The organism is Methylocystis echinoides, from assembly GCF_040687965.1.
In the GTDB taxonomy this organism is placed as follows: Bacteria; Pseudomonadota; Alphaproteobacteria; order Rhizobiales; family Beijerinckiaceae; genus Methylocystis; species Methylocystis echinoides_A.
In genome coordinates, this window is sequence record NZ_CP156084.1 from 752,625 (window position 1) to 765,480 (window position 12,856).

The window sequence follows — 12,856 nt, forward strand, 5'->3', positions numbered from 1 at the left end:
CATGAAACTTCTTCTCGTCGTCGCCTGCGCGCTTGTCGACGCGGACAATCGCGTGCTGATCGCGCAGCGGCCCGAGGGCAAACAGCTCGCGGGGCTCTGGGAATTTCCCGGCGGCAAGCTCGATCCCGGCGAGCGGCCGGAAGAGGCGCTGATCCGCGAACTTGCGGAGGAGTTGAGCATCGCCGTGAAGGCCCCCTGCCTCGCGCCGCTCACCTTCGCGAGCCACGCCTATGACGACTTCCACCTGCTGATGCCGCTCTACGTCTGCCGCAAATGGGAGGGCTTCGTCGCGCCCACGGAAGGGCAGGCGGTGAAATGGGTGCGCGCGCGCGATCTGCGCCAATACGACATGCCGCCGGCCGACGCGCCGCTCGTCTCGCCGCTGATTGATCTGCTGGGATAGGCGGGCGCGACATCGACTCGTCATGTCGCCGCGGCTAGCATCGCGCCATGACCGAGAACGCTCTAACCCAAGCCGACTCCTCCGCCCACAGCCGTCGGGAGGACTATAAGCGCGGGAAGCGGCTGCGCGAGGCGACGCCCCGCGAAGCCTTGGCCGATTTTTGCCCGCCAGCGGACCGTGACCCGCTCGCCGTCATCGACACGACGCTCGGCGACCGGCTGGCGTCGTTGCGCGAGCTGCGGCTCAAGCTGATGGCCGAGTCGCCCTTCGCCTTCCTGCGCGGCGCCGCCGACGTCATGGCCTTCGACCTCGCCCACCAACGCGCGCCGGGCGTCACGGCGCAGGCCTGCGGCGACTGCCATCTGATGAATTTCGGCGCCTTCCTGTCGCCGGAGGGCAATGTGCTCTTCGACGTCAACGACTTCGACGAGACGCTGCCGCAGATCGACATTGTCTGCGACCTCCGTCGTCTGGCGGCGAGCGTCGCCGTCGCCGCGACGGACATGGGCTATTCGGCAGGGGAGGCGCGAAAATTCGCGCGGCGCGGCGTCAGGGCCTATCGGGAGCGCATGCTCGAGCTCGCCGTCATGTCCCCCATGGAAATCTGGAACGTGCGGGTGCGTCTGCGCGAACTACTGAGATTTCTGAGCGACCGGGTTCTGCACGACAGGCTGAGCGCCGCGATCTATGCGGGCAAGGGTCCGCAGGACAGGATCGACGGCCTGCCGAAGATCGCGCGCACGCAGGACGGCTGGCGCTTCGTCGAGAAGCCCCCCAAACTTGTCCATCTCGACAAGATGAGCGACCCCGAGGCGCGCATCGATCTCGGGGCGCTGTTCGCGCGTCTCATCGCTGGCGGCCTTCAGGAGCCGGTCGCCACGCTTCTCAAACGCTACCGCCTCTGCGACACCGCCTTCAAGGCCGTCGGCGTCGGCAGCGTCGGGACATTTTGCGCCATCGGTCTGTTCATCTCGGAGGACGAGCAGCCCTTGGCGCTTCAGGTGAAAGAGGCCAAGGCTTCCGTGCTCGAGCGCTTCGGCTTCGCGCGCTGGCCGGGCTCCCAGGGCAAACGCGTGACGGCCGGTCAGCGCGTCATGCAGGCCGCAAGCGACATCTTCCTCGCGAGCGTCGACGATCCGGAAGCCGACGGGCGCTTCTACCTGCGCCATCTCAAGACGCGCCGTCTCGGCTCGATCTCGGAATTGCTGAAGGATCAGGCCTTCCCGCGCTATGTGGAGCTCTGCGGCTATACGCTGGCGCGCGCCCATGCGCGGTCGTCCCGGCCGGCGCGGCTCGCCGGCTACATGGGCAAAGGCGAAGCCTTCGACGACGCGCTGGCGTCTTTCGCCATGCTTTATGCGCAGCAGACGCAGAATGATCTCGCTGTCTTCCGAACGGCCTACGGCGCCGCGTGAGCCTATTCGCGGATCATCGCGAAACTCGCGGGGATCGAGAGCGTCCAGACCAGCCCGTCGGGCGGAAAACTCAAGGTCGCTTCGCCGTCGAGCGCCTGCGCGACGAGGCGCTTGACGACCTTGTGTCCGAAACCCTCGCGCGGCGGCGTGGCGAGCGCCGGCCCGCCGCTCTCGCGCCATTCGATGACGAGCCTGCCGTCCTCGAGGCCCCATTTGAGGGAAATGCCGCCTTCGGGGCGCGACAGCGCGCCATAGCTCAACGCGTTGGTTGCGAGTTCGTGCAGAGCGAGGCCGATGTTCTGCGCGGCCTCCGGCTTCAACATGAGTTTCGGCCCCTCGATCTCGGCGTGTTCGGCGACGTTGTCCTTGGCGACGTCGAGACAATAGGCCATTTGCGCACGCACGAGATCGTGCATCGACGCGCCGCGCCAGTCCTGCGACACGAGCAGATCATGCGCCATCGACAGCGCCTGCAATCGCGCGCTGAACTTGCGCTGGAAGTCCTCGACCGAGGGCGCGCCCGCAGCGGTCTGCCGCGACATGGCCTGCACGACGGCAAGAAGATTTTTCGAGCGATGCACCAGCTCGCGCAGCAGCACGCGCACGTGATGTTCGCGCATCTTGCGCTCGGTGATGTCGCGCGCGGTGCCGAGGATGCGCACGGCGCGTCCACCCTCGAAAAAGGTGCGGCCGCGGATCGCCACCCAGCGCTCGATCCTGTCCTGCATGCCGATGACGCGATACTCGATTTCGTAATCGCCGTCCTGCCCGGGATCGAGCGCCAGGCCAACAGCCTCCTTGGTGCGGCGGCGGTCCTGCGGATGGAGCGCATTGCGAAAAACGTCGAAGTTTGGCTCCGTTTCGTCGTCGAGGCCCCATAGCTGACGCACGCGCGCGTCGATATGGACTTCGCCCGTGACGAGATTCCAATCCCAGACGCCGGTGCGCCCGGCGTCGAGCGCCAATTGCATGCGCTCCAGCGCATAGGCGGGATCGCGGCAAGCCTCGCAGGCTGCGGCGACAGGCGCCGGCGCGGCGCGCTTCTGGAGTGAGCTCGTTTCAGTCAAACTTCTGCTCTCCAGTCATGGACCGACACATACTAGACCGCGAGAGGCTGCAAAGGCAAAGCGCCCTTTGCGATCAGACATCCAGGAGCTCGGTGGCGAAAGCCGCCTTCTCCTGAATGAAGGCGAAGCGCGCTTCGGGCTTATTGCCCATGAGTCGCTCGACGCAATCGGCGACTTCTTCGCGTTCTTCCCCGAGCAGCACCACTTTGAGCAGCGTGCGCTTTGTCGGGTCCATGGTCGTCTCCTTGAGCTGTGCGGCGCTCATTTCGCCAAGGCCCTTGAAGCGGTTGGTCTCGACCTTTCCCTTGCCGGTCAACACCGTGCGAATGAGTTCGTCGCGATGGTCGTCGTCGCGGGCGTAGACGGTTTTTGGGCCCTGGGTCAGTTTGTAGAGCGGCGGCTGGGCGAGATAGAGATGGCCGTTCTCGATCAGCCGCGGCATCTGACGATAAAAGAAAGTGATGAGCAGCGAGGCGATATGCGCGCCGTCGACGTCGGCGTCGGTCATCACGATGACTTTCTCGTAACGCAGGTCCTCGTCCCGGTAATGTGCGCCGAGCCCGCAGCCGAGAGCCTGGGTGAGGTCCGCAAGCTGCTGATTGGCGAGGAGCTTGTCCTTCGTCGCCGAGGCGACGTTCAAGATCTTTCCGCGCAGCGGCAGCACCGCCTGCATGACGCGATTGCGCGCCTCCTTCGCGGAGCCGCCCGCCGAGTCGCCCTCGACGATGAAAAGCTCGGACCCTTGGGCGGAGTTGTTGGTGCAATCGACGAGCTTGCCGGGCAGCCGCAACTTGCGCGTCGCCGTCTTGCGGGCGATGTCCTTTTCGGCGCGGCGGCGCAGGCGCTCTTCCGCACGCGTCACCGCAAAATCGAGCAGCTTGTTGGCCTGGGTCGGCGCGGCGGCGAGCCAATGGTCGAAGGCGTCGCGCACGGCGCTCTCGACGATGCGCGAGGCTTCGACCGTCATCAGGCGACTCTTGTTCTGGCCCTGAAATTCCGGCTCGCGAATGAAGACGGAGATCATTGCCGCCGCCTGACCCATGAGATCGTCGCCGGTGACGTCCTTGGCGCGCTTCGCCTGGTTGATGCGCTCGGCGTGATCTTTCAGCGCCTTCAGCAGGGCGTTGCGGAAACCCGCTTCATGCGTGCCGCCGTCGGGCGTGGGGATCGTGTTGCAGTAGGAATGGACGAAGCCGTCATCCTCGGCGAACCAGGACACCGCCCATTCGAGCGAGCCATGGCCGCCCTCGCGAGTCACTTTGCCGACGAAGGGCTGGTCCGTGACGAGCTCCTTGCCGTGGATTTCACGGGCCAGGTAATCTTTGAGGCCGCCCGGGAAACGCAGCACCGCCTCGGCGGGCGTATCGGCGCCGGGCTCGATGAGCGAGGGGTCGCAGCGCCAGCGGATTTCGACGCCGCCGAACAGATAGGCCTTGGAGCGCGACATACGGAAAAGCCGCGCGGGCCGCCAATGGGCGCTCTCGCCGAAAATCTGCGCATCGGGCTTGAAGCGCACGCGCGTGCCGCGGCGGTTCGAAACCTTGCCCATCTCCTTCAGCTTGCCGAGAGCGTGGCCCCGCGAAAACTCCTGGCGGTAAAGCTGGCCGGCGATCGCCACCTCGACCTCGAGCTTTTCGGAAAGGGCGTTGACCACGGAAACGCCGACGCCATGCAGGCCGCCGGAGGTCTGATAGGCGCCCGAATCGAATTTGCCGCCGGCGTGAAGCACGGTCATCACGACTTCCAGCGCCGATTTGTCCTTCATCTTGGGGTGCGGCCCGACCGGAATGCCGCGGCCGTTGTCCGTTACGGTGAGCCAGCCGCCCGGCTCGAGCGTCACCTCGATGAAGCTCGCGTGGCCGGCGACGGCCTCGTCCATGGCGTTGTCGAGCACCTCGGCGAAGAGGTGGTGCATCGCCGTCTCGTCGGTGCCGCCGATATACATGCCGGGACGGCGGCGCACCGGCTCGAGCCCCTCCAGAACCTCGATGGAGGCGGCGGAATATTCGGGCGTCGCGGGCTTTGCTGCGGGCTTGGTCGCGGGCGCCTTGCGGGGCGCGCCGCCGAAAAGATCAGGTTTGGTGGCCATGGCGCCATATTAGCGCGATTCGAGCGCGGAAATCAGCGGCTGCTCCGGGTCCCGCTTTTACGGAGAGCAAACCTTAACCCCCCTGCAAGCGCCCCAGACTTAATCTTTACCGCATGACCCAGCTTACCGTCCTGATCTGCGCCGACCACACCTATGTCAACGGCGGACAGAACAAGGTTGCGCTCGAAAGCGCCCTCGGACTTGCGCAAGCGGGAGCGCGGGTGGTCTTTTTCGCCGCCTGCGGGCCCGTCGACCGCCGGCTCGCGGAGGCCGGAATCGAGGCCGTTTGCCTCGGCCAGAGGGACCTACTCGATAATCCCTCGCGTCTCGACGCGGCGCGGCAAGGGATGTGGAACGGCGTGGCGGCGCGGGCGCTCGGCGAGACTCTGGCGAGGCTGCCGCGCGCAAACACGATCGTCCATGTGCATGGCTGGGCGAAAGCGCTCTCCCCGTCGATCGCCGGGCCGATCCGCGCATCCGGCATTCCGGCCGTCCTGACGATGCACGATTTCTTCCTCGATTGCCCCAACGGCGCCTTTTACAATTTCAGGCGGGAGGCCGCCTGCCCGCTTATCCCGCTGTCCGCCGCCTGCTGGGCGACCAATTGCGATTCCCGCAGTTACGCACACAAGTTGTGGCGCAATGCGCGGCTTCTTGTCGGCCGGCGTGTCACGCGCCTCGCCGAGACCTTTTCCGACTATGTGCTGCTGTCGGATCTGCAGGAAAAAGTCCTGAAGGGCTGCCTGCCTGCGGACGCCCGCGTCCACCGAGTCACCAACCCTGTGGAGGCCGAGCCGCTCGGCCACAAACGCGATCCGACGGAGGGCGACTTCCTCTTCGTGGGCCGGCTGTCGCCCGAGAAGGGCGTCTTCCTCTTCGCCGAAGCGGCGCGGCGCGCAGGCGTGACGCCGGTTTTCATTGGCGACGGGCCGCTCGCCGCTGAGCTCGGCGGGCGCTTTCCGCAGGCGCGGCTTCTCGGCTGGCGCGCGCCGGCCGAGGTCCGCGCGGCGATGCGCGCGGCGCGGGCGCTCGTCTTCCCCTCGCTCTGGCACGAGACCTTCGGCCTCACGGCCTTCGAGGCCAAGGCCATGGGAACGCCGACCATCGTCGCGGACGGCTGCGCCGCGCGCGAGGCGGTGGAGCATGGCGTCACCGGCCTCTGGTTCAGAAGCGGCGACGTCGACTCGCTCACCTCGGCGATCCGCGCGCTCGTCAATGACGCGACGATCGCCGAGATGTCGAAACGCGCCTATGACGCCTATTGGGCCGCCCCGGCGACCCGGGCGCGCCATGTCGCGGAGACGCTGGCGGTTTATGAGAAGATGCTGGCGCCAATCGACGCGAGGGCGAAGCTGCGCTAAAGACCCTGGAAATCACAGGGAAGAACGATGAAACGCATCCTCCTCGCGGTTCTCGCCGCTTTGCTCGCCGCTGCGCCGGCGCAGGCCGAGAAGCTGCGGCTCGCCTTGCAAAAGACTGGCACGACCGGCTGGGAGCTCGCGGTCGTGCGCGCCTTCGGGCTGGACAAGGAGGCGGGGCTCGACCTCGAGGTGACGGAGCTCGGCGCGCCGGAGGCCGGAAAGATTGCCCTCCAGGGCGGCTCCGCCGACATCATCGTCTCGGACTGGCTGTGGGTGGCGCGCGAGCGGGCGCAGGGCGCGCGGCTGACCCTTTATCCCTATTCGACGGGCGTCGGCGCGGTCATGACCAAAGACCCCGCCATTCGCGCGGTCAGGGATCTTCTCGGCAAGAAGCTCGGCGTCGCCGGCGGGCCGTTCGACAAGAGCTGGCTGATGCTGAAAGCCTTTGCTTTGAAGCAAGGCGTCGATCTCGAAAAAGGCGCGACCATTCTTTACGGCGCCCCGCCGCTCATCGCCGAAAAAGCGAGCCAGGGGGAAATCGACGCGGCGCTCGAATTCTGGAACTTCGCCGCCGATCTCGAGGCCAAGGGCTTCGCGCGCGCGATCGAAATCGCAGACGTCGAAAAGGCGCTCGGCGCCAAAGGCGACGTGGTCGTCACCGGCTATGTTTTCGACGACGCCTTCGCCGCCAGGAACAAAGACGCGCTAACGCGTTTCTTCGCCATGACGGCGAAGGCGAAGGCGCTCATCCAAAGCGACGACAAGGCCTGGGCGGCGGCCGCGCAGCGTATCGGGCCGAAGGACCCCGCCGCCCTCGCCGTCTACCGCAAGCGCTACGTCGCGGCGATCCCGAGGCGCAGCGTCGCGGCGGAGGAAGCCGACGCCGCCCTGCTCTACCGCGTGCTCGCAGACATCGGCGGCGAGAAGCTCGTCGGCCCCGGCAAGACGCTGGATCCCGGCACTTTCTACAAGGGCGGCAAGGGACTTTGATCCGCCTCGCCTCGCTCGCGGCGCTCCTTGGCCTCTGGCAGATCGGCGCGTGGCTCTCCGATCCGCGCCGGCTCCCGGGTCCCTTCCTCGTCCTGGAGACGATGATGGAGGAAGCCCGCTCCGGGGCCTTGTTCGCGAACCTCGCCGTCACGCTCGCCCGCGTCGTCGCCTCCTTCACGCTCGCCATGAGCCTGGGCGCGGCGATCGGCTATGTGATGGGCCGCAACAAGATCTTGGACCGCCTGCTCGATCCCTGGCTGGTGGCGCTGCTCAATCTGCCGGCGCTCGTCGTCATTGTTCTCGCCTATGTCTGGGCCGGGCTGACGGAAGCCGCGGCGATCGGAGCCGTGGCGCTCAACAAGCTGCCGAACGCCGTCGTCGTCATTCGCGAGGGCGCCCGCGCCCTCGATCCGCAACTCGAGGAGATGGCGCAGGCCTTCCGCTTTTCCCGCGCGGCGCGCCTTCGGCATCTCGTCCTGCCCCAGCTTGCGCCCTATGTCGCGGCGGCGACGCGCTCGGGCCTGTCGCTCGTGTGGAAAATCGTGCTCGTCGTGGAGCTGCTCGGCCGCTCGAACGGCGTCGGCTTCGAAATCAACATGGCGTTCCAGCTCTTCGACATGAAGCTGCTGCTCGCCTACGCTCTTCCCTTCGTCGCGCTGATGCTCGGCGTCGAAACGCTCCTGGTGCAGCCCCTTGAACAATATGTCGCCCGCTGGCGGCGCGGCGGCGCTCGACGTCGCCATAACCGCTAAGGACCATCATCGCGCCGGCGGCCCGCCGCTGCGCGCGCTGGAGAATCTCCGGCTCGTCCTGCCCATGGGCGCAGCCGGCGCGGTCGTCGGCCCCTCCGGCTGCGGCAAAACGACCTTGCTGCGCCTCATCGCCGGCCTCGACCGGGATTTTACCGGCCGCATTACGCTGCCGGCGCATGGGCGTCTCGGCATGGCGTTCCAGGAGCCGCGGCTGCTGCCCTGGCGCAACATTCAGGATAATGTCGCCATTGCGGCGCCGGAGGCGACGTCGCAGGAGGTCGCCGCGCTGCTCGACGAGCTCGGGCTCAGCGAGCACGCCACGCACTTCCCCGGCGAATTGTCGCTGGGCCTCGCCCGCCGCGCTGCGCTCGCCCGCGCGCTCGCCGTCAAACCCGATCTGCTGCTGCTCGACGAGCCGCTGGTCTCGCTCGACGCGGCGCTGGCGCGTGAACTGCGCGACAGGATCGCGGCGCTCATCGACGAGAGACGCATCACCACCCTGATCGTGACCCATGATCTCGGCGAGGCCATCGCGCTTGCGGACAAAATTTTCCTGTTGTCGCCGCGGCCGGCCCATGTCCTGGCGACGCTCGACGTGCCGGCGCCACGCAAATTGCCGAGAGCCGACGCCGAGGCGCTGCAGGCGCAGGCGCTGGAGACCCTGGCTTCAGCGCGGCGCTCCGCTCAGAAATGATGATGATGCAGGCTTTCGACGCCCGTGAGCTTTCCGAGGACGCTGGCGAGACTTTCCGCAACGATCCCCGTTGCGCGCCCAATTGTCGGCGCTTCGAAGCCGACGCGCATCGGTCCGTAGCATTTCATGCTGAATGTTCCGCCGGGCTCCGCCGTAATGATCACGGAGCGCGCGCCGCTCGGCGGGGCGTGGCGGAACATCAGGCTGATATGCTCGCTGTCATCCTGACTGAAAACGGCGCCGATTGCATCGAGACGCGCCTCGCCGCCGAGGTGTCTCAGAATATCGGCTCCTGGCCCCACTATTGTCGTCATTTGCCTGCGGCCAATGCGCGGCGCGTCGCGGCGTCGCGGCGACAGAATGAGGGCCGGAGGGAAAGATTTCGTAAGGACTACCAGTCAATGTCGACGCCGCGATAGTCGACATAGCGGCGCGTATCCGAAAGCGTCAGGCTCTCGACCACCTTGATGATTCCTTCAGCACTTTCCTCGACGCTGAGCGTCGCCCCCGGCCCGCCCATGTCGGTGCGCACCCAGCCCGGATGCAGCGAAACGACGGCGACGCCCGCCGGCCTCAACTCGTCGGCGAGACATTGGGCAAATTTGTTGAGCGCGGCTTTGGAGGCGCGATAGGCCGCGTTGACGGTTCCCGCGAGGGCCATGGAGCCGAGCACGCTCGACATCATTACGATGCGCGGACGTTCACCCAACCGGAGCTGAGGCAAGAAAGCCTGAGCGACGCGAAGCGGTCCGAGCGAATTGACGGAGAAAAGGTCGAGCGCGCCCTCGAAGTCCATGTCGAGCGCCGTCTGCCGCTTCGGTCCATAGGCGCCGGCGTTGGCGACCAGCACGTCGACCGGCTCCGTAACCTGCGCCGCCGCGGCCGATATCTGCGACTGGTCGCGCGTGTCGAAGCTGAGAATCCGTCCGCGGTCCCCAAGGGGCGCCAGAGCCGTCGCGAGCGTCGCGCGTCCCCTTTCGCTCCGCACGCTGGCGGTGACGCGTTCGCCCTGCTTGGCGAGCCGCCGCGCCAGCTCCAGTCCAATGCCCCGGCTCGCGCCGGCGATCAGCCAATGCGCCATCTCTCGACCTCCTCCGCCGGGAGGTCATATAGCGCGGGGCGCGGCGTCCAGATCGGCGTTACATCGCCGCGTGCTGCGCCTCTTCCAGGCGGGCGACGCCGCTCTTCACCGCCGCCTGCACCTTTTCAAAGGCGCGGACCTCGATCTGCCGCACCCGCTCGCGGGAGACGCCAAACTCCTCGGAAAGCTGCTCCAGCGTCACCGGTTCGTCGGCGAGGCGGCGCGCCTCGAAGATGCGGCGCTCGCGCGGATTGAGGACGTCGAGGGCGCCGCGCAGCGCCGTCATGCGGTTGTTGCTCTCTTCCTGCGCGGCGAGCACGTGCTCCTGACTGTCGCTGTCGTCGACGAGCCAGTCCTGCCACTCGCCTTCGCCCTCCTCGCGCAGCGGCGCGTTCAGCGAGGCGTCGCCGCCCATGCGGCGGTTCATCTCGATGACGTCCTGCCGCGAGACGCCGAGCCGCGTCGCAATCGTCTCGACATGCTCGGGCTTGAGGTCGCCCTCCTCGAAGGCCGAGATGCGGCTCTTCGCCTTGCGCAGATTGAAGAACAGCTTCTTCTGGCTCGCCGTGGTGCCCATCTTCACGAGCGACCAGGAGCGCAGGATGTATTCTTGAATCGAGGCGCGGATCCACCACATCGCATAAGTGGCGAGGCGAAAGCCGCGGTCGGGCTCGAAGCGCTTGACGGCCTGCATCAGGCCGACGTTGCCTTCCGAAACGATCTCTCCGATCGGCAGGCCGTAGCCGCGATAGCCCATGGCGATCTTGGCGACGAGGCGCAGATGCGAGGTGATCAGCTCCTGGGCGGCTTTGGGGTCTTCGTGCTCGCGCCAGCGCTTGGCGAGCATATATTCCTGCTGGGGCTCCAGCATCGGGAAACGACGGATCTCGGCGAGGTAGCGGGCGAGGCCGCCTTCCGCGACGATGGGCAAGGAATTCGCCATATCTCGTCCCTCCTGACGGGCCCCCGGGCGACGGCGAGCCCGCAATGGTCGATCGCACGATCGCCGATCGAAACGAGATTAGTATAGGCCGGAAATGGCGGCCGGGAAAATCGGTCGCGGGTGACAAGTCGCTAAAGTCGGGATTAAGATTCCGTAATATTTGGCCGGCCAACAGGCGGGAGATGTATGCGCCCCGGTGACGCCCGGGCTTTATTTGGCCATCCCGCCGAGCATGTTGCGCAAAATTTCCTTGGCGATCAGCCCGCCCTGCCTGGCGATCTGCGTCCCCGCCGAGCGGGCGGCGCTCTGCACGGCCGAGCGCATGGCGATTTCGGCAGGAGAGAGGCGCTTGCCCTTTTTCGAACCGAAAAGCGTCCCGAGAACGCCGCCGAAAATGGTTCCGAACAAGCCGCCTCCGGCCTCTTTGCCCGCCGCGCGCCCCTCGAGCGTCTCATAGGCTGAGTCGCGGTCGACCGGCGCATCGTATTTGCCGGCGACTCTGCTCGACCGCATGACCGCCGCGCGCTCCGCCTCGCTCACCGGCCCGACGCGGGCGGCGGGCGGCGCGATCAGCACGCGGTCGACAATCTCCGGCGCGCCCTTGTCGCCGAGCATGGAGACGAGCGCCTCGCCGACGCCAAGATGCATGATCGCGTCGGCGGTGTCGAAAGCGGGGTTCTTGCGGAAGGTCTCGGCGGCCGCGCGCACCGCCTTCTGGTCCCGCGGCGTAAAGGCGCGCAGCGCGTGCTGGATGCGATTGCCGAGCTGGCCGAGCACCGTGTCCGGGACGTCGAGCGGATTCTGGGTCACGAAATAGACGCCGACGCCTTTCGAGCGAATGAGCCGCACCAGTTGCTCGATGGCGGAGAGCAGCGCTTTCGGCGTGTCCTCGAAGAGAAGATGCGCCTCGTCGAAAAAGAAGACGAGTTTCGGCTTGTCGAGGTCGCCGACCTCGGGGAGCGTCTCGAAGAGCTCGGAGAGCATCCACAAAAGAAAGGTTGCGTAAAGCTGCGGCGCGCGCATCAAGCGCTCGGCGGCGAGAATATTGACGACGCCGCGCCCGTCGCGATCGCTTGCGAAAAAATCGTTGATGTCCAGCGCCGGCTCGCCGAAGAACCTGTCGCCGCCCTGCGTCTCCAGCACGAGAAGCTGGCGCTGAATGGCGCCGACACTCGCGGGCGATATATTGCCGTATTTGAGCTTGAAGGCGCCGGCGTTCTCGGCGACATGGTTGAGCGCCGCGCGCAGATCCTTGAGGTCGATGAGCAGAAGTCCCTGCTCGTCCATGACTTTGAAAACGATATTCAGAACGCCTTCCTGCGTCTCGTTGAGACCCAGAAGGCGCGACAACAGCAGCGGTCCCATCTCGGAGACGGTCGCGCGCACCATATGGCCCTGTTCGCCGAAAACGTCCCAGAAGACGACCGGGAAACGGTCGGGCTGATAGGCGAGGCCAATTTCCTCGGCGCGTTTCACGAAGGGCGGCTTGCCGTCTCCCGGCCGTGAAAGTCCGGCAAGATCGCCCTTGACATCGGCGAGGAAGACCGACGTTCCCGCATTGGAGAACCCTTCCGCGAGCAGTTGCAGCGAAACCGTCTTGCCGCCGCCTGTCGCGCCCGCGATGAGCCCGTGGCGATTGCCGAGCGCGAGCGTGAGATAGCGGTAGGCCCGCGGCTCGGCGCCATGCGTCGCGCCGACGAGAATCTTGCCGGGCTCGGCATTCGGACGTCGCTTCGCACTCTCTGTCATCGTCGCGCTTTGGGCTGGAATCACATGTCTCGGGGAGGCTACATCATTCTCGCTCAAGCCGCATCCGGCCGCGGGGAGCGATGGCTTGGCGAACGCCGCCGGCCGGGCTAAATTCCGCGCCCGAGAGGAAGAGCCATGCGTCTGGTCTTGTCAGTGTCGGACTTCTGGCCGCAAGCGTTTGTACGCACGCGACCACCGGACAAACGGGGGAGTCCAGCACGCTCGAGCTTGCCGCCGCGGTCGATCTGGAGAACAAACGAGGTCACGCCCCCGGGGGCAAGACGCCCGAGGCGGTCCGTCGGCAAGCTCCTT

General features: G+C 66.5%; 12 protein-coding genes. 6 read left to right on the top strand and 6 right to left on the bottom strand.

What is annotated here, in order from left to right:
• The first annotated feature begins 1 nt into the window (after nucleotide 1).
• Together RVU70_RS03600 and RVU70_RS03605 are read left to right on the top strand one after the other, a co-directional pair.
• Nucleotides 2-403 (top strand): (deoxy)nucleoside triphosphate pyrophosphohydrolase, encoded by a 402-nt coding sequence (locus tag RVU70_RS03600; protein WP_363349717.1) that lies wholly within the window; start codon nucleotides 2-4, stop codon nucleotides 401-403.
• Nucleotides 404-450: 47 nt separating this feature from the next.
• On the top strand, nucleotides 451-1,818 hold the full coding sequence (locus RVU70_RS03605; RefSeq protein WP_363349718.1) for a DUF2252 family protein: 1,368 nt from the start codon (nucleotides 451-453) through the stop codon (nucleotides 1,816-1,818).
• Nucleotides 1,819-1,820: 2 nt separating this feature from the next.
• Here RVU70_RS03605 and RVU70_RS03610 read toward each other — a convergent pair whose 3' ends face one another.
• Complete coding sequence (locus RVU70_RS03610) at nucleotides 1,821-2,885, bottom strand: HWE histidine kinase domain-containing protein (protein ID WP_363349719.1); 1,065 nt, start codon at nucleotides 2,883-2,885, stop codon at nucleotides 1,821-1,823.
• A 73-nt stretch (nucleotides 2,886-2,958) separates the two neighbouring features.
• On the bottom strand, nucleotides 2,959-4,974 hold the full coding sequence (gene parE / locus RVU70_RS03615) for a DNA topoisomerase IV subunit B (protein WP_363349720.1): 2,016 nt from the start codon (nucleotides 4,972-4,974) through the stop codon (nucleotides 2,959-2,961).
• Between the two features lie 113 nt (nucleotides 4,975-5,087).
• On the opposite strand from parE, the gene RVU70_RS03620 reads away from it, so the two are divergent.
• The 4 genes from RVU70_RS03620 to RVU70_RS03635 are packed head-to-tail and all read left to right on the top strand — an operon-like array spanning nucleotide 5,088 to nucleotide 8,771.
• On the top strand, nucleotides 5,088-6,335 hold the full coding sequence (locus RVU70_RS03620) for a glycosyltransferase family 4 protein (protein WP_363349721.1): 1,248 nt from the start codon (nucleotides 5,088-5,090) through the stop codon (nucleotides 6,333-6,335).
• Between the two features lie 27 nt (nucleotides 6,336-6,362).
• On the top strand, nucleotides 6,363-7,325 hold the full coding sequence (locus tag RVU70_RS03625; RefSeq protein WP_363349722.1) for an ABC transporter substrate-binding protein: 963 nt from the start codon (nucleotides 6,363-6,365) through the stop codon (nucleotides 7,323-7,325).
• On the top strand, nucleotides 7,322-8,077 hold the full coding sequence (locus RVU70_RS03630; protein WP_363349723.1) for an ABC transporter permease subunit: 756 nt from the start codon (nucleotides 7,322-7,324) through the stop codon (nucleotides 8,075-8,077). The genes RVU70_RS03625 and RVU70_RS03630 overlap by 4 nt, the downstream gene beginning before the upstream one ends.
• Nucleotides 8,028-8,771: an ATP-binding cassette domain-containing protein gene (locus tag RVU70_RS03635; protein ID WP_363349724.1), complete on the top strand. Its 744-nt coding sequence runs from the start codon at nucleotides 8,028-8,030 to the stop codon at nucleotides 8,769-8,771. Before RVU70_RS03630 ends, RVU70_RS03635 begins: the two co-directional genes overlap by 50 nt.
• Here RVU70_RS03635 and RVU70_RS03640 read toward each other — a convergent pair.
• The 4 genes from RVU70_RS03640 to RVU70_RS03655 form a co-directional block, all read right to left on the bottom strand.
• On the bottom strand, nucleotides 8,762-9,085 hold the full coding sequence (locus tag RVU70_RS03640) for a hypothetical protein (RefSeq protein WP_363349725.1): 324 nt from the start codon (nucleotides 9,083-9,085) through the stop codon (nucleotides 8,762-8,764). The genes RVU70_RS03635 and RVU70_RS03640 overlap by 10 nt on opposite strands.
• A 77-nt stretch (nucleotides 9,086-9,162) precedes the next feature.
• Entirely contained in the window at nucleotides 9,163-9,852 is a 690-nt protein-coding gene (locus tag RVU70_RS03645) for an SDR family oxidoreductase (RefSeq protein ID WP_363349726.1), read from the bottom strand.
• Nucleotides 9,853-9,910: 58 nt separating this feature from the next.
• Nucleotides 9,911-10,795: an RNA polymerase sigma factor RpoH gene (gene rpoH / locus RVU70_RS03650; protein WP_363349727.1), complete on the bottom strand. Its 885-nt coding sequence runs from the start codon at nucleotides 10,793-10,795 to the stop codon at nucleotides 9,911-9,913.
• Nucleotides 10,796-11,005: 210 nt separating this feature from the next.
• Entirely contained in the window at nucleotides 11,006-12,544 is a 1,539-nt protein-coding gene (locus tag RVU70_RS03655) for a helicase HerA-like domain-containing protein (RefSeq protein WP_363349728.1), read from the bottom strand.
• Nucleotides 12,545-12,856: the final 312 nt, after the last annotated feature.